Genomic DNA, 22,136 nt, shown 5'->3' with positions numbered 1-22,136 from the left:
AATGTTACGTTTCAATTTTTAGAAATAAAAAAAGGAACTAAAATTTAGCTCCTTTTTTGTAATCTATATAAAAACAAACTAAGGTTGTTTAATGATTTTTTTAACTGTAAAATTATGATCTGCATTTTGAATTTTTACAAAATAAACTCCATCTGCATACCCAGAAAAATCAAACTTTACTTCAGATTCTTTAGTGTCAAATGACTTTAATAATTGACCGTTGTAAGCAAATATTTCTATGTTATTGAAAGCTGTTGTTAATCCAGAAATAGTCAATTGTGAAATTACAGGGTTTGGGTATGCTTTGATATTGATTTCAGTTAATGCAACAGTTTCAGCTGAAAGTGTACAAGTCGTTCCTGTGTTAGCATAATTTGCATTATAAACATCAACTGTATTTCCATTATCAATAGTGTTACTAAAATCACCACCAGCCATTCCTGGTTGGCTTGAATCTGGATCTGTTCCATTAACAAATAAACGTAAACCTGTTGCACAATTTCCAACTGGAGAAACAAAAGAAAAAACCAATTTCTCTTGATTAGCCACCAAATTAGTTAACTGACCACCTGTTGAAATTCCATGAAAATCAAAAGTTGGAGCAGCCGTTGGAGCATATACTATAGAATTATCTCCCCAAGAACCTCCAGCGTGAGACGTAATCAATAAAGCTTGGTCAGGAAAGTTAGCAGGAACTAAAACACTAATTTGTGAAGGTCCCCAAGTGAAGTTGTTTTCAGTAAAATTAGATGTTGCATACACTTCAAATCTAGCATTTGCATCACTGTATCTAATTGTAAAATCTATTTGTTGTGCTGAGATGAACTGCATCACAAATAAGGCAGAAAAAAGGAGCATTTTTTTCATCAATATTTTATTTTGTCTATTAAGTAGCAAATGTATTAAAAATATGAGGCAAGTCCTTTAATTAAGTTAAAAACCAGACCAGTAACACATTATATCGATTAAATGCTTAATACTCTAAAGCTACATAGCCAATATATTTACTGATTTTTGCTTTTCGTCTGTTTATGTAATTGGAAGAATTTACAGGATTGAATTTTCTTGGGTTAGGTAAAATGGCTGCAATTCCGGCTGCTTCAATTCTTGAGAGGTTTTTTGCGTCTTTATGATACCAATGTTTTGCTGCTGCTTGAGCTCCATACACTCCATTTCCCATTTCAATGCTGTTCAAATACACTTCCATGATGCGTTCTTTACTCCAAAATAATTCAATAAGTACAGTGAAATAAGCTTCTAAACCTTTTCGTAAATAACTTCTACCTTGCCAAAGAAACACATTTTTTGCGGTTTGCTGAGAAATGGTACTTCCTCCTTTGACTTTTTTCCCTTTTTGATTGCTTTCATAGGCTTTTTCAATAGCTTTAAAATCAAAACCACTGTGTGTCAAAAAATTTCCATCTTCACTGGCAATGACTGCTTTTTGTAAGTTGGTAGAAATTTCTTCAATAGGAACCCAATCATGACTGGAACGCATTTCTTTGCCATCCATTTTTTGTTCAATAGCTCTAATTGCCATTAAAGGTGTAAAAGGAACTGGTACAAATTTGAAAAGCAATACTAAAAAAAGACTGATGATATTAAACCACAGAAAGGTTTTCCAAATAATTCGTTTTATTTTTTTAAACATAAAAAAGCTACTTAAATAAGTAACAAATATATTCAAGAATTTGGATATTTACTCTATTATCAATTTTTCTTATCACTAGAAAAAACTAATCTAATAAATCCGCTAATTCTTTGCCAATTAAACTTCCAATAGCAATACCCATTCCTCCTAAACGAACACCACAATAAACATTGTTTGATAATTGCTCTACTATTGGTTTTTTATAATTTCCAACACCCATGATGCCACTCCAACGGTGTTCAATTTCAAAAGGTTGGTTGGGCAAAATAACTTCTTTTAGCAATTGTTCTAACTTATTTTGAATAAGTTCTGTTTGATTGAACTCTGTTGTGGTTTCCCCTTCAAAATCTAGGTTTCTTCCACCTCCAAAAAGAATTCTGTTTCCAATATTCCTAAAATAATAATAGCCTTGATCCAAATGAAAAGTTCCCTTTATATCTAAATTTTCAATAGGTTTGGTAATCAAAACTTGAGCTCTTGCTGGTTTTAATTGGTTATTGGTGAGTTGAGAAGCAAATCCGTTTGTGGCAAAAAGTAGTTTATTGGTTTTAAATGAAATTTCATTCGTAACTACTTCTACGAATGAATTATTATCTATGAATGAAGTAACGTTTTGTTGGTTTAAAATTAGAATATCATTGGAAATGGCTTCTTTCAATAAAGCTTGCATCATGTTTCCAGTGTCAATTTGCCCTTCAAACGGATTGAAAATTAGATATTCAAAAATTTCTTTAAAATTAAATCGGTCTACTTCTTTGGCAAAAACATCTGCTTTAAAAATGGGTTGTAAAACATTATTAATAAATGGAATTTTTGAAAGACACTCGCTATAAAAAGCTTCATCATTTTTTAAAAACAATTCGTAACCACCATAAGGTTTATAATCCAAAACCTCATCACCTAAACGTTTACGAAGTAATTGTAAACCATTGACTCTTTTTTGAACCAATTGGATAACTTCTTCTTCGGAATGGGTTTTTAAGTCATCTATAGTTTCTGAAATGCTTCCAAAACAAGCAAAACCTGCATTTTTTGTACTAGCTCCTTGTGGTAAAATGCCTTTTTCGAGTACTAAAATTTTACTTTTTGGAAATTTCGCTCTTAATTCTAAGGCACAATGTAAGCCAACGATTCCGCTTCCTACGATAGTGAAATCTACATTAGAGAACCAGTTTTTTAATTCCCAATAGCTTAGTTGCATTATTCAGAAGTATTAGAATTCGACTTTCTAGATTTTATGGCTTTCATTACCAAAGGAAAAGTTGTAACGGCAATTAGAATCAGAATTATTTTTTCGATATGTTCTTTTAAATCAATGTTGAATTCGGTTAAAAACATATCATATAAATAATGTCCAGCAAAAACCAAAACGAAAGACCAAAGTAAGGAACTCAAGACATTATAAAACATAAATCTCCCTTTTTCCATGTGAACAATTCCTGCAATTATGGGAACAAAGGTTCTTACAATAGGTAAAAATCGAGCAAAAATGATGGCTTTTCCACCGTGTTTTTCAAAAAATTCTTGCGATTGATATAAATATTTTTTCTTGAAGAAAAAACTGTCTTCTTTAGCATATAAAAATTGTCCGCTTCTTGCTCCAAACCAATAGCCAAAAACATTCCCCAGAGTGGCTGCTGATGCAATCAATAAAGCTAGAACAGTAACATTAGAAAAATCGCTTGGAATATAAAAGAAAGTTTCAACCAATTCTCTACTATAAATTCCTGAAAGAAACAACAGACTATCACCTGGTAAAAAGAAACCTGCAAACAAACCAGTTTCAGCAAAGACGATGAACAAAACCATGTAAATTCCAATAGGTACACCTCCGAGCTCCATAGTAATATAGAATTCAGGGTTAAAAAGTTTGGTCCAATGAAAGTCGTTCATCTTATTCGAGTTTATCTACTGATTTTGCCACAACCATTGAAACAGCTGCATCACCTGTAACATTTACTGTAGTTCTACACATATCTAAAGGTCTATCAATGGCAAAAATTAAGGCCAAACCAGCTTCTGGAATTCCAGCTTGAGCTAAAACAATTACCAACATCACCATTCCTGCACCAGGAACAGCTGCACTTCCTATTGATGCCAAAGTTGCGGTAACAATAATTCCTAATTGAGCTCCTAATGTTAAGTCCATTCCAAAAGCTTGTGCAATAAAAACGGCTGCCACTGCTTGATATAAACTCGTTCCGTCCATATTTATTGTGGCACCAATGGGTAAAACAAAACTGGCTACTTCATCATCAACCCCTAAATTATCTACAACTCTTTCCATAGTAACTGGCAAAGTTGCTGCTGATGAACTCGTTGAAAAAGCTAATAATTGAGCAGGTGCAATTCCGTTAAGAAAAAAACTTGGGCTCTTTTTAGCTAATATTTTTACAATTAACAAATAAACACCAATCATTAAAGCTAACCCAATTAGTACAGAAATTCCATACATTCCAAGTGCTTTAAACAAATCAGCACTTGGAGATTCAGCCACTAAAGAAGATAATAAAGCAAAAACTCCCACTGGTGCTGCTAACATTATTAAGTCGATCATTTTGAGAATGATTTCGTTGAAGCCATCAAAAAAATCTTTAACAGGTTTTGACGTTTTTTCTGGAATTAAAATCATAGAAACACCAAAAAATAAAGCAAAGAAAATCACTTGAAGCATACTTCCATTATCAGTAGCTGATTTAAAAATATTACTTGGCACAATATCTTCAAGTGCTTGTAATGGTCCAGCTTCATTTTGTTTGTTGGCTGCTTCAATTTTAGAAGTAGCATCACCTGCAAAATTGGTCAATAATTCGTTTCTAGTATCTTCTGAAATAAAATTTCCTGGTTTGATAATATTTACAACTGCTAAACCTATTGAAACAGCCAAAACTGTTGTCATTATATAAAGTCCAATGGTTCTGCCTCCCATTTTTGAAAGCTTAGAAATATCTTTCAAATCTGAAACTCCTTTAATAAGAGAGCCTAATATTAATGGAACAGCAATTAATTTTAAAAGATTGATAAATATATTTCCGAAAGGTTTGATCCAGTCTACTATAAATTGTTTTCCCCAATCAAACTGAACTAGTAGAAAAGCAAATAGTACTCCTAAAACCATTCCTAGTAAAATTTGCCAATGCAATGCTAATTTCCTCATTATTTTCTGTTTTTGCTTTTATGCCGTGAAAATACTTATATTTTTTTAAAAAGAGGTTATCTAAATCCATTTTTAACCTACAAACAACTTAATTTAATTGTTTTACTGTTTCCTAAGCCAGCTTTGCATATTGTTTATTTTATTCCTTAAAAAATTACGGTTTTACCACATATTTTCAGTTAATTTTATAAATATAACATTTTTAGACAAAAAAGTTAAATATATTTGCTCTCTATTAACAAACTTATATTATTATGAAACACAGATTACTATCCATCGCAATGTTGGCTGTTGTGAGTTTTTCATTTGCCCAAGAAAAAAACTCTTTGTGGAAATCATCCACTAAAAACGACATCACTTTATTAGAAAGTAAAATGCAGTTACCTCAAAAAAATCTTTTCGATTTGAAGGTAAATGATTTAAAAAATTTAGTAATTAATTCTCCCAAGAGGAATGATTTAAATATAAAATCAAATATTATAATTTCAATTCCTAACGCAGATGGTGAATTTGAACGTTTTGGAATTTATGAAAATTCAATAATGGAACCTGCTTTAGCGGCTCAATATCCAGAAATAAAATCATATATTGGAATTGGGATTGATAATCCATCTACTTCAGTATATTTTAGTATTTCCCCTTTAGGATTTAAATCAATGACTTTATATGCTGATAAATCTCCTGTATTTATAGAACCTTATTCTAAAGATTTAAACACTTATTCAGTTTATAAAAAATCGGATAAAAAACAAGCATTTACAGCATTTGAATGTACAATGATAGATGAAATTGTACCCGATATTGATTCAAGTATGTTGAGACCAAATGCCGATGATGCTAAATTGAGAACTTTTCGTTTAGCCATGTCGGTTACTGGAGAATATACAGCTTATTTTGGAGGCACAAAAGCTTTAGCTTTAGCAGCAATTAACAATACCATGACCAGAGTAAATGCTATTTTTGAAAAAGATTTTTCAGCACGAATGGTTTTAATTGCCAATACTGATGCGGTAATTTATACAAATGCTTCATCTGATCCTTATTCACCTTCAAGTAGCATGTCTAATTGGAATTCTCAATTACAATCCACATTAACTTCTGTAATTGGAGAAGCAAATTATGATGTAGGCCATTTATTTGGTGCTTCAGGTGGTGGTGGAAATGCAGGTTGCATTGGTTGCGTTTGTGTAAACGGAAGCAAAGGAAGTGGTTATACTTCTCCAGCTGATGGTGTACCAAGTGGTGATAATTTTGATGTGGATTATGTTGCACATGAACTAGGTCATCAATTTGGTGCTAATCATACTTTCTCTATGAGTAATGAAGGAACTGGTGTAAATATGGAGCCAGGTTCAGGATCAACAATTATGGGTTACGCTGGAATTACCAGTCAAGATATTCAAGCCCATTCAGATGCTTATTTTCATGCTATTAGTATTCAACAAGTAACTAATAATATAAAAGCAAAAACTTGTCCAGTTTCAACAAATACAGGTAACGCTATTCCAACTGCTAATGCTGGATTAGATTACACAATTCCAAAAAGCACTCCTTTCATGTTAACAGGAACAGGAACCGATGCAAATGGAGACATTTTAACCTATAATTGGGAACAAATAGATAATGCTTCAAGTTCACAAACAGGAGCTAATTCTGCAGCAACTGCAACAAAAACATCAGGACCTACTTTTAGGTCTTATTCATCAACTACTTCTCCAGTACGATATTTTCCTAATATGTCCAGAGTTTTAGCTGGAGCAACTACAACTTCTGGTTCTGAAATTGTTGTTGAAGCTTTATCTTCAGTTGCAAGGACATTAAACTTTAGATTAACTGTCAGAGACAATAGAGCTGGTGGTTCAGGTAATAACAGTGATGATATGAAAGTAACTGTTAATGCAACTGCTGGACCATTTACTGTTAGTTCTCCAAACACAGCAGTTTCTTATGTTGGAGGAAGTACACAAACTGTAACTTGGTCGGTTGCTGGAACAACTGCAAATGGTGTAAATTGTGCTAATGTTGACATTCTTATTTCTACTAATGGTGGAAATACTTGGACAACTTTATTAGCTTCAACACCAAATGACGGCTCACAAGCTGTAACAATTCCAAATACTCCTGGAACTCAAAATAGAATAATGGTTAAAGGAACAAACCATATTTTCTTTGATGTTTCTAATACTAATTTTACAATTACTGCTGGTTCTGGTGGAGACACAACTGCTCCAACTGCTCCAACCTTAAGTGCTTCTGGAACAACTCAAACAACGACAAATTTAAGTTGGACAGGTGCAACTGATAATGTTGGTGTAACAGGTTATGATGTGTATAGAGGAGCGACTTTGCTAGGTTCAACAGCTGCAACAACATACAATGTAACAGGACTTACTCCTGCAACTACTTATACTTTTTCTGTAAAAGCTAAAGATGCTGCCGGAAACATTTCTGTATCAAGTAATGCAGTTAATGTAACTACTTTATCGGGAAGTTCTACTCCAACCTATTGCAATACAAAAGGAAATAGCGTAAATGATGAATATATTGGACGAGTTCAATTAAATACTATAAATAATGCATCATCTGGAAATAATGGATATACCGATTTTACAAGTATTTCAACAAACTTAAGTAGATCAACAAATTACACCATCACAATAACTCCAACATGGACAGGTTCAACTTACAGTGAAGGTTATGCTGCTTGGATTGATTACAACCAAGATGGTGATTTTGATGATGCAGGAGAACAAATTGTTTCTATTGCAGCTACAAGTTCAACTCCTGTTAATGGAAGTTTTACAGTTCCATCTGGAGCATCTTCTGGTGCAACAAGAATGAGAGTTTCAATGAAATACAATGGAATTCCAACATCATGTGAAACTTTTTCATATGGAGAAGTAGAAGATTATACAGTAAATATTGGTGCTGGAACTGCAGATACAACTGCTCCAACTGCTCCAACAAGTTTATCAGCTTCTGGAACTACTCAAACAACAACCAATTTGTCTTGGAATGCTTCGACTGATAATGTTGGTGTAACTAGCTATGATGTTTATAGTGGTTCAAGTTTATTAGGTAATGTTACTGGAACTACTTCAAATGTTACAGGCTTAACTCCTGCGACAACTTATAGTTTTTCAGTAAAAGCAAAAGATGCAGCTGGAAATGTATCATCATCAAGTAATGTTGTTTCTGTAACTACGCTTTCAAATTCAGTTTCATATTGTACTTCGCAAGGAAATAATACAAATGATGAAAGAATTGGAAAAGTAGTTTTTGGATCAATCAACAACATTTCAACAGGAACTGCTGGCTATGAAAACTTTACTTCACAATCTACAAATGTAAATAAAGGTTCATCATATACAATCACTATTACTCCAACTTGGACAGGAACGGTTTATAATGAAGGTTATGCTGTATTTATTGACTATAATCAAGATGGTGATTTTAACGATTCAGGAGAAACAGTTTGGACAAGAACAGCTTCAAAAACAACTCCAGTAAGTGGTTCGTTTACTATTCCAACTTCAGCTCTTAATGGTTCTACTCGAATGAGAGTTTCAATGAAATACAATGGTGTTCCAACATCTTGTGAGTCATTCTCCTATGGACAAGTGGAAGATTACACCGTTGTAATTGGTGGAACTGGTAAAGAAATTGAAACCGAAAACAATTTTGTTGACATTAAATTATATCCAAATCCAACTAGCTCTTTATTAAATATTTCAACAGTTTCAGAAAACACAGCCGTTAAAATATACAATATGCAAGGGCAAACGGTTTATAATGGTTCTATTAGAAATAACAGTTTAGATGTTTCTAATTTACCTGTTGGAACTTATATGCTAGAAATTGACTTTAACAATTCAAAAATTGTGAAACGATTTATCAAACAATAATAATTTTTAATTACTCATTAAAAAGGTCTTCTCAAAAGGAAGACCTTTTTTTATTCTCTTTATTTGCGTAATTTTAAAATCTTAAATCATAATAAAAAATTTATGAAAAAAATAGTTTTAATTGCATTGTGTATGATAACAAGCTCAGGAATAACTCAAGAAAGTATGACTCCAGAAAAATTATGGGAATTAGGTAGAGTTTCTGCTTTAGGAATTTCTAAAGATGGAAAATCTATTATTTATAAAGTTTCAAAACCTGATATGGTTGAAAACAAGTTGAATTCTAGTTATTATTCTATACCAATTATCGGTGGAAAAGCTAAAGAAGTGAAAGATTACGCTTCATTAGTAAATGATAAAAATTCTTCAAACGGAAAAACACTTTCCCATAAAGAAGTTAAAATCGATAAAGTATTAGGGAAAGATTTTTATCCAGAATTAGACAAATCTAATGTTCTAATCTATGATGGTTTAGATTATCGTCATTGGGATACTTGGAATGAAGGGAAACACAATCATGTTTTTGTAAATGATGTTGATATCATGGAAAACGAACCTTATGATTGTCCTCAAAAACCGTTTGGTGGTGATGAAGATTATATATTTTCTCCTGATGGAAAAAAAGTAATTTATGTCTGTAAGAAAAAAGCAGGAACATCTTATGCAACATCTACAAATACAGATTTATTTGAATATGATATTGCATCTAAAACCACCAAAAATCTTACTGAAAAGAATTTAGGCTATGATACTGCACCTCAATTTTCACCAAACGGAGATTTATCTTGGTTACAAATGAAACGTGATGGTTATGAAGCGGATAAAAATGACATCATTGTTCGTCATAAAGGTTTAGACATTAATTTGACAAGCAATTGGGACGGAACAGTAGATAGTTTTACATGGAGTGAAGACGGTAAAAAAGTATATTTTATTGCAGCAATTGATGGAACAAAACAATTGTTTGAAGTGAATTTTCCGGGTTTAACCAAAATTATGATTCGAGTGCAACAAATCACAAAAGGAGATTTTGATGTAAATGGAATAGTTGGTTTTAGTGATTCAAAAATCATTGTAACACGTGGAGATATGAATCATTCTAGTGAGATTTCTTCGTATGATTTAAAAAGTTCTGAATGGAACCAAATCACGGAAGTAAATGATGAAGTTTATTCTAAAATTTCAAAGTGTAAAACAGAAAGAAGATATGTAACGACAACAGATGGCAAGAAAATGTTGGTTTGGGTAATTTTGCCTCCAAATTTTGATGCTTCAAAAAAATATCCAACACTTTTATATTGCCAAGGTGGACCACAAAGTGCATTGACTCAATTTTATTCGTTTCGATGGAATTTTCAAGTTATGGCTTCGCAAGGTTATATTGTTGTGGCTCCCAATCGAAGAGGAATGCCGGGTCATGGTGTGGAATGGAATGAAAAAATTAGTGGAGATTGGGGTGGACAAGTGATGGATGATTATTTATCGGCTATAGATGATGTTTCAAAAGAAAGTTATGTAGATAATGAAAGAATTGGTGCTGTTGGAGCAAGTTATGGTGGTTATTCTGTGTTTTATTTAGCAGGAATTCACAAGAATAGATTCAAAACGTTTATTTCACATGCTGGAATTTTCAACACACAAAGTATGTATGGAACTACAGAAGAAGTTTTCTTTACAAATTGGGATTCTGGAGGAGCTTATTGGGAAAATGAAAATAAAATTGCACAAAAAACCTATAATGATTTTAATCCAATAACTTTGGTTAATAATTGGAACACTCCTATTTTCATTATTCAAGGTGGAATTGATTATCGTGTGCCCATTGGACAAAGTCAAGAAGCATTTCAAGCGGCACAATTGAAAGGAATTAAAAGTAAATTTATGATTTTCCCAGAAGAGAATCATTGGATTTTAAAACCACAAAACGGTTTAGTTTGGCAAAGAGAATTTTTTAAATGGCTGAAAGAAACGCTTTGATTTTTATTGAATAACATGATAAAAAAACGCTCAATTTTAACTGAGCGTTTTTTAAATATACTTATTGCCTTATTAAAGTTAAATTTACTTTTGTTAAATATATTGGAATATCAATTTGATTAGCATAAGGGTAATCTAAATTAATGTTATCACCATAAGTAAAATCTTTAAACTCTATTTGATTTAAATTTGTGATATTTTTTAATATAGTAAATTTAGCACTGTTATAACAATTTGTTTCATTATCAGTAAAATAAAAGAAGTACTCTGTTAATATGTTATCTAAAAAACGAATTTCATATTCTTCATTTATTTGCATTCAAATTATCATAAAGTATTACATTTAAACTTAAATCCACAACTTTAAATTTAGCTTTCAATACATCTTCATAATAATAATCACCGTTAGAAACGGTAGTTAAATTTTGATGAAGTTTTACAAATTGAAATGTATATTCTTTATTATTGATTGTTCCTTTCCATGTACTTACAAAAAGGTAAAACATTGTCCAAATCTTTTAAATAAGAGCCATTGTCATAATCATTGGTTTAAGGAGTCAATTTGTGCTTTACAACCAAAATGAATTGTAAATAATAATAAACATAAAGTTTTTAATATATTTTTCATTTTTTTTGGTTTTAATTAATACTACAAACTAGAATAATGAATCCATTTGTTACTGTTTTATTAAAGTATATTCACCAGTAGGTACAGTTAAATGTTCAGGTAAATTATCCCCTTCTACTGTTATAGATAAGGTTTCATATAAAAACGCTTTTATTACTTGAACTCCATTTTCAATTTTATGTCTTAAAACGATTAAAGCATGCACATGTGTTCTCGTGGGATCTGTAAAAAAAAGTTGAACTCTACGTTCATTAGGAACACAATCATAACAAATTGGGAAGTCATTATTGTCTTGAATAAATAATCTACCATTAATATTATTACCCCTAACTTCATTAGTAGATAAATTTGATGTTGTATTAATTATTTCTACATTATTTTCTTTGTATATATATTCCCCCACTAAAAAATCAGTATAAATATCTTCAAAATCATAATAAACATGTGTTCTTTTTTGTAATATTATTGTAAAATCTTTATTGCCTAAAACTGATTTCCAAGTACCTTCATAATTATTAAAATCATTAAATGTATCGGCACAATAAGAACCACTTGGTAAATCGTTAGCAGAATCATAATTCTGCAAAGAATATTGTGCTTTGCAAGAAGTGTAAGTAATGGATAGCAGTAATATTAATATTGTATTTTTCATTTTACTGTTTTACCAAGGTAAACTCTTGGTTTATTGGATGATTTATAGGTAATGGTGCTGGAGCATTATCTGGACTTGCACTTTCTAAAGCATGATAAATAAATATTTTAATAGCATCTTGTCCACCTACAGTTGTTTTGCGAATAAACAACTCATTTACATGGTTACCAACAGGGTCTTTAATATCAGCTAAAATCCACTTTTCATTATCGTCACAAGTTGGACAACGCATTTTTCCTTCCATAATATTATTTCCGTTAATAGGATAAAACCATCCATTAGGCAAAATGGTATTTAAGGCATTCAACGTGTTTATTTTTTCAATACCATTTTCAACATAACGATATCCACCAATTAAAATATCTTCTTCATATCTACCGTTTATAGAGGATTTAATTTTCTTTTGCAAAATAATCTTAAAAGAAGTATTTCCGTTTGAATATAAGTATGTTCCTTCAAAAGTGTTTAAAAAATTATCAAAGTCTTTATAATAAACTCCTGTAGTACTTGTTGTTCGATTCTCAAGTGGTTGCTCTTGCATGATTGTTTGTGCTTTACAACCAAAATGAATTGTAAACAATAATAAACATAAAGCTTTTAATATGCTTTTCATAAGGTTAAAGTCAAAAACCTTAATTCAACAGTAAACTAAGGTTTTATTTAAATTTTCATTTAACTTTTATTGCCTAGTTAATACCAAATTTACTTTTGGCAAAAACATAGGTATATCTACTGAACTTTGATATTGACAATCCCAAGAATCATATCCGTCAAATCAAAATTCTGTATACAATACTTGATTGGAATTTGTAGTGTCTTTTATTAATGAAAATTCTACACTGTTGTAGCAATTATTTACGGTGTCATAAAACTTGAAAAAATACTGCCTATCAATATTAGATAAAAAATAAATCTTATAATCTTCAAAATTAGTAGCATTCAAATCATTATACAATATTTGATTGGTGCTTAAATCTACCACCTTAAACTTACCCATCAACTTATCCTCGTATTCATAACTACCATCAGAAAAAGTTGTTTGATGTTGTGTAAATTTTACAAATTGGAATGTATACTCTTTGTTATTTACTGTGCCTTTCCATGTGCCTTCCCAAAAAGGTAAAACATTATCCAAATCTTTTAAATAAGTGCCATAATCAGGATATTCAATAGTTTTAAGTGGAACTGTTTGAGTTACTTGACAACTCACATTAACTGTAAATAACAACAAGCAAAATGTCTTAATTAGTTTTTTCATGGTAAAGAAAACCTTAACTTAACAATTACTGCTTTGTCAATGTCAAATTTGTTTGCGGCAAAAACATGGGGATGTCTTCTTGATTTTGATATTGACAATCCCAAGAATCGTATTCATCAAAACTAAAATTTGTATACAATACTTGGTTTGGGTTAGTATTGTCTTTAACCAAAGAAAATTTAAATGTATTGTTACAATTACTTTGGGTATCAAAAAACATAAAAAAATATTCAGTTCCTAATTTGCCGTTTAGTTGTATTTTATAATCATTAAAAATGGTAGTATTCAAATCATTGTATAAAATTTGATTTGTGCTTAAATCCATTACTTTGAACTTACCCATCAGCAAATCTTCATATTCAAAACTACCATCCGAAAAAGTTGTTTGATGTTGTGTAAATTTTACAAATTGAATAGTATATTCTTTGTTGTTTACTGTCCCTTTCCATGTGCCTTCCCAAAATGGTAAAATATTGTCTAAATCTTTTAAATATGCTCCATCAGGATAATCAACACTATTAAGAGGGATAATTTGAGCTTTACAGCTTATGTTAATTGTAAACAAGAATAAACATAAAGTTTTTAATATATTTTTCATAAGGTTAAAGTCAAAAACCTTAATTCAACAGTAAACTAAGGTTTTATTTAAATTTTCATTTAACTTTTATTGCCTAGTTAATACTAAATCTACTTTTGGCAAAAACATAGGAATGTCTTCTTGATTTTGATAAGTAGAACATTCATAATATTCATCATAACTAAAATCTTTATAAAGAATTTGATTTGGATTATTTGGATCTTTTACCAATATGAAGTCAGCACTATTATAGCAATGGTTTTCTTTGTCGTATAAACCAAAATGAAATTCATCTCCAATAATTACATTACCATTTACAATAAAATCTTCATAATTTGTAAAAGAAGATTCATCATAAATTATCTGATTTGTTAAAACATCCGTTACTTTTAACTTACCCACTACTAAATCTTTATACCTATAATTACCATTAGGATAAGTCCTAAGTTGTTGAGCAAATTTAATAAATGTAAAAGAGTATTTCTTATTATTTACAACCCCTTCCCAAGTATCTATCCAAAACGGAAATTCATTGTCTAGATCTTTTGCATAAGCACCATTTGGCATATCATATGACAAAGTTCTTAATGGAACAATTTGTGTTACTTGACAATAAGCATTTAAACTAATTAATAATACTGCTAAAATTTTATATATTGTTTTCATGTTAAATTTTTATTTTAATTACAATCTGTTTTTTCTATCGATGTACCCAAAAAAGTGCTCTTAAGTTTATTTCTAGTCCATTTAATATTATAATTATTGATATTTGTATCAGAAGCATTTTCTATTTCACCTTCAAAAAACGCTATTTTATCTTCTAGACCAGCTTCTTTTAAACCATTTAAAAACATTTTTGCTAAGGCATTTTTTCTTGCATTGGAAGTATTCCAAGTTTCTATAATTTCTTTTGCAATTTCCTCAAATTCTTTGTTCCAATTAAATAAGAAATTCCTTTGTTCTACAGTAAAAGGTGCAATATCAATTATGGTAATTGCAAAAATACCTTCATTGGATTGCATTATATGAAATGTGTCTAAAGGGTCAGGGTTATTAGGTCTAAAAGCGAACATTAATAAATATAAATCTTTAGGTGATAACATTTTAACATTTGCATCATATGTTGAACCGTCTGATTTTGTTTTTATGTTATTGTTATGAACATGTGTTCCATTTTTACTATCATCAGGATAAATTATTTGATGATTATTGTTATGTGTTCCATCTATTAAAGAACTACCAACTTGACTAAAACCAGTTTCATGATCTAAGTTATAATTATTTGTCAGTGCCTTAAATTTTTGTTTATATGCAGCACTACTTGTGCCGTTTTTTATTTTTTCACAAGGAGAATTTTCATCAAACTCTGGGCAAGTTTTACATATAACAGGAGATGTTGTAACATTACCTCCACCACCACCAGAGCCTGATGTTTGTGTGCCACTGGTATTGTTATTATTAATTCCAGTATCTAAACCGCCAAATGTATCTCCACCACTACTACTCCCATTGTCATTACAAAAAGTCCATATACCCTCTTCATGATGTCCAGGACAGTTTGAACCATCAGGTAAATAACCATCAGGATGATTTAAACTTCCATTACAAGAGGTTTGTATTAAGGTAAAACAATCTCCATCTTGCGAAAGAGCTAATTTATCTGAAAGATTAGCCGCAAATTCATTATCTTCCACAGAAGATGTTATGATAATATTATCTCTTAAATCGATATTTAATCCGTTTTTTAAATCTTGTTTTTCCTGAGTTGTTAATTCATATCGAATCAAAGTCAATTGATAGTGAATAGAATCAGGAAAAGAAAGAACTAGATTTTCTAAATAATTTATATTTTCTGTTTCAGTTCTATAAACAGTAATGTATATGAAGAATAACTAGATGCTGTGTCTTCAATATAAACAGATTGTTCAGTGTCTATATAAAAATCATTCTCCTCAGCATAAATGGTTCTATTAGCCTTTCTGCTAATAATCTCTTCTTTTTTAGGATAATTTTTAATTAAAGGAGCAATTTTTGTATCAAGAATTAATTCGTCAAATTTTTTGTATTGCATTTTATACCTTCCTAAATTAGGGTTATTATCTTGATTTTGTAAATAATCTTCCTCTAACTGACAAGCGGCAAAAAGTATACCTAAAATCAAAAAGAATAAACATTTAATTTTTCTATTCATATTTTACATTATTAAATAATTTTTAGCTAATATAATATGGATTTATAGCAATTCAATTACGGTAAAACCGCATATCTTCAATTTGTTAATAAAATGATTTTTTTATAGCTTTTTTATGCATTTTGTCGATTTTTTAAAATAAAATTTTTAAAAAGCAAATTTAAACTAAAGAGTATACTTAAAATTAATCTATCAAATGAACTACAGTATTTTTTTATTTTTAAATAATATTTTAAAAATAATTTATCATAAAAAAACGCTCAATTTTCATTGAGCGTTTTCTATTTATTCTTCTATTTTTTCTTTCATCACAAAGGATTCCATGAATTTTGTAGTGTAATTTCCAGCTACATAATCTGGTTCTTCCATTAATTGTCTGTGGAAAGGAATTGTTGTTTTTATACCTTCAATCACAAATTCATCCAATGCTCGTTTCATTTTATTAATTGCTTCTTCTCTTGTTTGAGCAGTTGTAATCAACTTAGCAATCATTGAATCATAATTTGGTGGAATTGTATAACCAGAATAAACATGTGTGTCTAAACGAACTCCATGTCCACCTGGTGTATGAAGCGTAGTGATTTTTCCAGGTGATGGTCTAAAATCATTATAAGGATCTTCTGCATTAATACGACATTCAATTGAGTGTAATATTGGGAAATAGTTTTTACCTGAAATTGGAATTCCAGCTGCAACCATAATTTGCTCACGAATTAAATCATAATCAATAACTTGTTCCGTAATTGGGTGTTCCACTTGGATACGAGTATTCATCTCCATAAAGTAGAAATTTCTATGTTTGTCAACCAAGAACTCAACCGTTCCTGCTCCTTCATATTTTATATATTCAGCAGCTTTTACTGCAGCAGCTCCCATTGCATTACGCAATTCATCAGTCATAAATGGTGAAGGTGTTTCTTCCGTTAATTTTTGATGACGACGTTGAACAGAACAATCTCTCTCTGATAAATGACAAGCTTTTCCATAAGAATCTCCAACTACTTGAATTTCAATATGTCTTGGCTCTTCAATAAGTTTTTCCATGTACATATCATCATTTCCAAAGGCAGCTTTACTTTCTTGTCTTGCAGATTCCCAAGCATTTTTCAAATCTTCTTTTTTCCAAACGGCACGCATACCTTTTCCACCACCACCAGCAGAAGCTTTTAGCATTACTGGATAACCTGTAGCTTTGGCAACTTTTTCACATTCTTCATAAGTAGTGATAATTCCTTCACTACCTGGTACACATGGCACACCTGCTTCAATCATTGTAGATTTAGCATTGGCTTTGTCACCCATTCTATCAATCATTTCTGGAGAAGCTCCAATAAATTTGATACCATGTTCTTGACAAATTTTAGAAAATTTTGCATTTTCAGATAAGAAACCATAACCTGGATGAATAGCATCTGCATTTGTAATTTCTGCAGCAGCTATAATATTTGACATTTTCAAATAAGAAAGATTACTTGGAGGAGGTCCAATACATACAGCCTCATCAGCGAAACGTACGTGTAAACTTTCTGCATCTGCAGTTGAATAAACAGCTACAGTTTTGATGCCCATTTCTTTACAAGTTCTAATTACACGAAGTGCAATTTCACCTCTATTAGCAATTAATATTTTTTTAAACATCTTTTTTAAATTTTAAAATTACAAATCCCAAATCCCAAAATCCAACATTTGGAGTTTGTATTTTGACTATTGGAATTTCAAAATAATTATGATGGATCAACCAAGAATAATGGTTGGTCAAATTCAACTGGAGAAGAATCGTCTACTAAAATCTTAACAATTTTACCTGAAACTTCAGACTCAATTTCGTTGAATAATTTCATTGCTTCAATTACACATACTACATCTCCTTTAGAAATTGTACTTCCTACTTCAACAAAAACTGGTTTGTCTGGAGCTGGTTTTCTGTATAATGTTCCAATAATTGGAGACTTTATAGTAATATATTTTGCGTCATCATTAACTTCAACTGCTGCTACTGGAGCTGCTGGAGTTGTTGGTTGAGCAGCTTGAGCTTGAGGTAAAGCTTGAGAAACTGGCATTTGTTGTACATAAGTTGTAGTACTTTCAGCACCTTCTGGAGTTGTTTTGATGGTAATTTTAAAATCATCCATCTCCAATTTCACTTCCGTTGCACCTGATTTCGATACAAATTTGATTAAATTTTGAATTTCTCTAATATCCATACTATTAAAATTTGATTTAGTTTGTTTGTTATTTTGTGTTATATGCCCATTTTAAATAAATAGATCCCCAAGTGAATCCACCTCCAAATGCAGCAAATATTAAATTATCTCCTTTTTTTAATTGACTTTCAAAATCAGCTAGTAATAGAGGTAAAGTCCCAGAAGTTGTATTTCCATATCTGTGGATGTTTACTAAAACTTTATCTTCTTCTAAACCTATTCTATTTGCTGTTGCATCAATAATTCTTCTATTCGCTTGATGAGCTACCAACCAATCTATATTTTCTTTAGTAAGATTGTTGCGTTCCATTATTTTTTCGCTTACATCAGCCATGCCTGAAACTGCATATTTAAAAACTGTTTTTCCATCTTGTTGCACAAAATGTTTTTTGTTTTTCACAGTTTCTTCAGAAGGTGGCATTAAAGAACCTCCTGCTTCAATTTTTAAGAAATCTCTTCCTACACCATCACTTCTTAAGTATTCATCTTGTAAACCTAAACCTTCTTCGTTTGGTTCAAACAAAACGGCACCTGCACCATCTCCAAAGATGATACAAGTTGTTCTATCTGTATAATCAATAATTGAAGACATTTTATCGGCTCCAATTAATAATATTTTTTTATATTTTCCAGATTGAATGTAAGCTGAAGCAGTTGACATTCCGTATAAAAAACTTGAACATGCTGCTTGTAAATCATAAGAAAATGCATTTACAGCTCCTATCTGAGTGGCAACATAGACACCAGTAGAGGCAACTGGCATATCTGGACTTGTTGTAGCCATGATAACCATGTCAATTTCTGCAGGGTCAATATTTGCTTTTTCTATTAAATTTTGTGCTGCTTTTATGGCAAGGAAAGATGTACCTTGACCTTCTTCTTTAAGAATTCTTCTTTCTTTTATTCCTGTTCTTGAAGTAATCCATTCATCATTAGTATCTACTAAAGTTTCTAACACCTTATTAGACATAACAAAGTCTGGAACATAAGATCCAACTGCTGTTATTGCGGCTGTTATTTTATTCATAAGTATAATTTTTCTTATCAAACGATGCCGTTTGAATAGTTGCGAAAATTACAAAAAAAAATTCAAACCAAAATAAATCATCTTGTATAATTATCAACGATTTATTTTTAACAAAAAAACTCCCACTAAGTGAGAGTTTTTCTCTATAATTTAAAATGCTATTAAGCTACTGCTTCTGACTTGTCAATTACAACTTGTCCTCTGTAGTACATTTTACCTTCGTGCCAGTAAGCTCTGTGGTATAAATGTGCTTCACCAGTTATAGGGCAAGTAGCGATTTGAGCTGGAGTTGCTTTATAATGTGTTCTTCTCTTATCTCTTCTTGTTTTGGAGATTTTTCTCTTTGGATGTGCCATTTTAATATATTATTTATCCGTTAATAGTTTTTTTAAATCGTCCCATCTTGGGTCGGTATCTTTGTTTTCTTCTTCTTTAATCTCTGTTGGAGCTAAATCGTTTAAAAGTTCTAATGCTTTAGAATCTAGTGTTCCGTCTTTTACTCCAGGATGAACTCTTTTGGAAGGAACCGAAAGTATTACTGACTCATATATATATTGAGCAATATTAAATTCAAATTCTCCATGAGGCAATATCAATAATTCTTCATTATCATCATTAAAAGTATCCCCAAACTTTACAATTAAGTTTATTTTTCCTTTTATAGGTAAGTCAAAATCTTCACTAGTTAAATCACATGGTACATTTACTGTTCCTTTATGCTTAATTGTTAATTCAAGCATGGTTGTTTTCTTTTCTAATAAAACATCAACTTTTATATTTGAAGCATTATATTCATCAAACTCAAAGTGCTCAAAGAACGAATTATCTATCTGATAATCAAACTGGTGTTTCCCTACTTTTAACCCAACAAATTGAATTAAATACTCTTTTAATTTATTCATTACAACAGTTTTTTCCTTTTTAAAGGAGTGCAAAGATATAAAATATTTATAAAATAAAAGTAGTTGTCAACTTTTTTTTGTTTATAACTAATTATTTACTCGCAATTAAAGGATTATTTGTCAATTCCTTATACTCATTTCTATTATTATACATGTCAATTGCTAAATATAAGGCTTCTCTAAAAGAACTTTCACTAGCTTTATTTTTACCTGCAATATCAAAAGCTGTTCCATGATCTGGAGAAGTTCTAATCTTACTCAGTCCAGCCGTATAGTTAACTCCATTACCAAACGACATTGTTTTAAAAGGAATTAAACCTTGGTCATGATACACTGCCAAAACAGCATCATATTGTTTGTATTGATTACTCCCAAAAAAACTGTCAGCTGAATATGGTCCGAAAACTAAAATTCCAGAATCATAAATTTTCTTTAATGCTGGTTTTATAATTTCTTCATCCTCTTTTCCAATAACTCCATTATCACCAGCATGAGGATTGAGGCCAAGAACGGCTATTTTTGGTTTCTCAATTCTAAAATCTTGTTTTAAAGTATCATTAACTATTTTAACTTTTTGTGCTATTAGTTTTTCATTCAAGTGTTTTGCCACTTCATTAACTGGAACATGGTCCGTTAACAAACCAACACGTAAATTTTCATGAATCATAAACATAAGAGCGTTTTCATTAAACTCTTTTGCCAAGTAATCAGTATGACCAGGAAATTTAAATTCTTCTGATTGGATGTTATATTTATTGATTGGAGCAGTTAACAACACGTCAACTTTGCTTTCTTTTAATGCTTTTGTAGCTGCAAAAAAAGATTTTATGGCATATTTTCCAACTTCATTATCCGTTTTTCCAAATTCTATATTTACAGGTTCTTTCCAAACATTTAAAACATTAATTTTCCCAACAACTAACTGATCTAATGAATCTATTCCATGAAAATTTAATGTTAATTCATAAACCTTCTTTAAGTAAGACATTATTTTAACATTTGCAAAAATAACTGGAGTACAAAGCTCTAACATTCTATTATCCTCAAAAGTCTTAAGGACAATTTCACTTCCAACACCATTTAAGTCACCTATTGAAATCCCAACAATAATATTTTCTGCTATTTTAACCATTATAAAGAGTAATTTATGCTATTTTTGAACTGCAAATTTAGTAAAATAAAACCAGTTATGTTTACAGGAATAGTAGAAACAATAGGAATAATAAAAGATATTCAAAAAGACCAAGAAAATCTTCACTTAACAATAGAATCTAAAATCACCAACGAATTAAAAATTGATCAAAGTGTTGCACATAATGGTATTTGTTTAACCGTTGTTGCTGTTAAGGAAAATCAATACACTGTAACCGCAATCAAAGAAACTATTGAAAAAACAACTATAGGAGATTGGGGAAAAAATGATTTAGTAAATTTAGAAAGAGCGATGATATTAGGCTCTAGACTTGATGGACACATTGTTCAAGGACATGTTGATCAAATTGGCTATTGCAAAGAAATAAAAGAAGCTGACGGAAGTTGGTATTTTACCTTTGAATACGACAAGTCATTGAAAAATGTTACAATTGAAAAAGGATCAATAACTATAAATGGAACAAGTTTAACTGTTGTAAATTCAAAATTAAATGAATTTAGTGTGGCTATAATCCCATACACTTATGAAAACACAGTTTTCTCAACTTTAAAAGTTGGAGATGCAATTAATTTAGAATTTGATGTAATAGGAAAATATGTTAAAAGACTATCTGAATTAAATATTTTAAATAATTAAGCTTTTTTACTTAAATTAAAATATTTTTTCAAAAAAAGAAAAGAAAAGAAAACACCTAAAAACATTAGAACCATTAAATTATCATTTATTGGAAAACCTGGTGGTGGAGGTGCAGCAGCTGGTGGTGGTGGACCCTGTTTAGCCATTGCAGTAAAGCCCATTAATAAAAAGGCTATTAGAGAATATTTATTTGGGGTCAATTTCATGCGGGTAAAAGT

The 22,136-nt window shown here is 30.7% G+C and carries 24 protein-coding genes; 3 read left to right on the top strand and 21 right to left on the bottom strand.

All coding sequences use genetic code 11. The features are described from left to right. Positions 1–78: 78 nt before the first annotated feature. From ACFO3U_RS07510 to ACFO3U_RS07490, 5 genes are all read right to left on the bottom strand, one after another. Complete coding sequence (locus ACFO3U_RS07510; protein WP_379740041.1) at positions 79–867, bottom strand: T9SS type A sorting domain-containing protein; 789 nt, start codon at positions 865–867, stop codon at positions 79–81. 106 nt (positions 868–973) lie between these two features. After that, complete coding sequence (mtgA, locus tag ACFO3U_RS07505) at positions 974–1,651, bottom strand: monofunctional biosynthetic peptidoglycan transglycosylase (protein WP_379740038.1); 678 nt, start codon at positions 1,649–1,651, stop codon at positions 974–976. Between the two features lie 85 nt (positions 1,652–1,736). After that, positions 1,737–2,852, bottom strand: a complete 1,116-nt coding sequence (locus ACFO3U_RS07500) for an NAD(P)/FAD-dependent oxidoreductase (RefSeq protein ID WP_379740035.1) — start codon at positions 2,850–2,852, stop codon at positions 1,737–1,739. Continuing rightward, positions 2,852–3,544 carry a DedA family protein gene (locus ACFO3U_RS07495; RefSeq protein ID WP_379740032.1) on the bottom strand — a complete coding sequence of 231 codons (693 nt, stop codon included), beginning with the start codon at positions 3,542–3,544 and terminating at the stop codon, positions 2,852–2,854. Before ACFO3U_RS07495 ends, ACFO3U_RS07500 begins: the two co-directional genes overlap by 1 nt. Before the next feature lies 1 nt (position 3,545). Further along, positions 3,546–4,808 (bottom strand): dicarboxylate/amino acid:cation symporter, encoded by a 1,263-nt coding sequence (locus ACFO3U_RS07490; protein ID WP_379740029.1) that lies wholly within the window; start codon positions 4,806–4,808, stop codon positions 3,546–3,548. Between the two features lie 254 nt (positions 4,809–5,062). Here ACFO3U_RS07490 and ACFO3U_RS07485 point away from each other — a divergent pair, with 254 nt between their 5' ends. Together ACFO3U_RS07485 and ACFO3U_RS07480 are read left to right on the top strand one after the other, a co-directional pair. Further along, positions 5,063–8,713 (top strand): reprolysin-like metallopeptidase, encoded by a 3,651-nt coding sequence (locus ACFO3U_RS07485; protein ID WP_379740026.1) that lies wholly within the window; start codon positions 5,063–5,065, stop codon positions 8,711–8,713. 102 nt (positions 8,714–8,815) lie between these two features. Then, entirely contained in the window at positions 8,816–10,690 is a 1,875-nt protein-coding gene (locus tag ACFO3U_RS07480; protein WP_379740023.1) for a S9 family peptidase, read from the top strand. A gap of 61 nt (positions 10,691–10,751) precedes the next feature. Here the strand turns inward: ACFO3U_RS07480 and ACFO3U_RS07475 are convergent, their stop codons facing one another. The 15 genes from ACFO3U_RS07475 to pdxA all read right to left on the bottom strand — a co-directional run bounded on the left by ACFO3U_RS07475 (position 10,752) and on the right by pdxA (position 21,261). After that, on the bottom strand, positions 10,752–11,009 hold the full coding sequence (locus ACFO3U_RS07475) for a hypothetical protein (protein ID WP_379740020.1): 258 nt from the start codon (positions 11,007–11,009) through the stop codon (positions 10,752–10,754). Further along, positions 10,996–11,196 carry a hypothetical protein gene (locus ACFO3U_RS07470; protein WP_379740017.1) on the bottom strand — a complete coding sequence of 67 codons (201 nt, stop codon included), beginning with the start codon at positions 11,194–11,196 and terminating at the stop codon, positions 10,996–10,998. The genes ACFO3U_RS07475 and ACFO3U_RS07470 overlap by 14 nt, the downstream gene beginning before the upstream one ends. Positions 11,197–11,367: 171 nt before the next feature. Further along, positions 11,368–11,970, bottom strand: a complete 603-nt coding sequence (locus ACFO3U_RS07465; protein WP_379740014.1) for a DUF6705 family protein — start codon at positions 11,968–11,970, stop codon at positions 11,368–11,370. Between the two features lies 1 nt (position 11,971). Then, positions 11,972–12,583: a DUF6705 family protein gene (locus tag ACFO3U_RS07460; protein WP_379740011.1), complete on the bottom strand. Its 612-nt coding sequence runs from the start codon at positions 12,581–12,583 to the stop codon at positions 11,972–11,974. A 162-nt stretch (positions 12,584–12,745) separates the two neighbouring features. Further along, on the bottom strand, positions 12,746–13,228 hold the full coding sequence (locus ACFO3U_RS07455; protein WP_379740008.1) for a DUF6705 family protein: 483 nt from the start codon (positions 13,226–13,228) through the stop codon (positions 12,746–12,748). 25 nt (positions 13,229–13,253) lie between these two features. Next, positions 13,254–13,826, bottom strand: a complete 573-nt coding sequence (locus ACFO3U_RS07450; protein WP_379740005.1) for a DUF6705 family protein — start codon at positions 13,824–13,826, stop codon at positions 13,254–13,256. A gap of 66 nt (positions 13,827–13,892) precedes the next feature. Then, positions 13,893–14,471, bottom strand: a complete 579-nt coding sequence (locus tag ACFO3U_RS07445) for a hypothetical protein (RefSeq protein ID WP_379740002.1) — start codon at positions 14,469–14,471, stop codon at positions 13,893–13,895. A 14-nt stretch (positions 14,472–14,485) separates the two neighbouring features. Continuing rightward, positions 14,486–15,598, bottom strand: a complete 1,113-nt coding sequence (locus tag ACFO3U_RS07440; protein ID WP_379739999.1) for a hypothetical protein — start codon at positions 15,596–15,598, stop codon at positions 14,486–14,488. 50 nt (positions 15,599–15,648) lie between these two features. After that, positions 15,649–15,996 carry a hypothetical protein gene (locus tag ACFO3U_RS07435; protein WP_379739996.1) on the bottom strand — a complete coding sequence of 116 codons (348 nt, stop codon included), beginning with the start codon at positions 15,994–15,996 and terminating at the stop codon, positions 15,649–15,651. 285 nt (positions 15,997–16,281) lie between these two features. Further along, the gene (accC, locus tag ACFO3U_RS07430) at positions 16,282–17,634 is read right to left on the bottom strand and encodes an acetyl-CoA carboxylase biotin carboxylase subunit (protein WP_379739993.1); all 1,353 of its coding nucleotides are present in this window, start codon (positions 17,632–17,634) and stop codon (positions 16,282–16,284) included. 86 nt (positions 17,635–17,720) lie between these two features. Further along, positions 17,721–18,200 (bottom strand): acetyl-CoA carboxylase biotin carboxyl carrier protein, encoded by a 480-nt coding sequence (gene accB / locus ACFO3U_RS07425; RefSeq protein WP_379739990.1) that lies wholly within the window; start codon positions 18,198–18,200, stop codon positions 17,721–17,723. A 28-nt stretch (positions 18,201–18,228) separates the two neighbouring features. Next, a complete protein-coding gene (locus ACFO3U_RS07420) occupies positions 18,229–19,227 on the bottom strand; it encodes a beta-ketoacyl-ACP synthase III (RefSeq protein ID WP_379739987.1) in 999 nt (332 codons plus the stop codon). A 161-nt stretch (positions 19,228–19,388) separates the two neighbouring features. After that, a complete protein-coding gene (gene rpmF, locus ACFO3U_RS07415; protein ID WP_026716620.1) occupies positions 19,389–19,583 on the bottom strand; it encodes a 50S ribosomal protein L32 in 195 nt (64 codons plus the stop codon). Positions 19,584–19,592: 9 nt separating this feature from the next. Further along, a complete protein-coding gene (locus ACFO3U_RS07410; protein ID WP_379739983.1) occupies positions 19,593–20,129 on the bottom strand; it encodes a YceD family protein in 537 nt (178 codons plus the stop codon). 91 nt (positions 20,130–20,220) lie between these two features. Next, positions 20,221–21,261, bottom strand: a complete 1,041-nt coding sequence (gene pdxA, locus ACFO3U_RS07405; protein ID WP_379739980.1) for a 4-hydroxythreonine-4-phosphate dehydrogenase PdxA — start codon at positions 21,259–21,261, stop codon at positions 20,221–20,223. A 57-nt stretch (positions 21,262–21,318) separates the two neighbouring features. On the opposite strand from pdxA, the gene ACFO3U_RS07400 reads away from it, so the two are divergent. Next, positions 21,319–21,918, top strand: coding sequence for a riboflavin synthase (locus ACFO3U_RS07400; protein WP_379739977.1), 600 nt, complete (start codon positions 21,319–21,321; stop codon positions 21,916–21,918). Here ACFO3U_RS07400 and ACFO3U_RS07395 read toward each other — a convergent pair. Further along, the coding region (locus ACFO3U_RS07395; RefSeq protein ID WP_379739974.1) for a hypothetical protein at positions 21,915–22,136 on the bottom strand (222 nt) is incomplete at its 5' end. The genes ACFO3U_RS07400 and ACFO3U_RS07395 overlap by 4 nt on opposite strands.

It is taken from the genome of Flavobacterium ponti (assembly GCF_042652765.1).
GTDB lineage: Bacteria > Bacteroidota > Bacteroidia > Flavobacteriales > Flavobacteriaceae > Flavobacterium > Flavobacterium ponti.
This window is presented reverse-complemented; position numbering and strand designations above follow the sequence as displayed.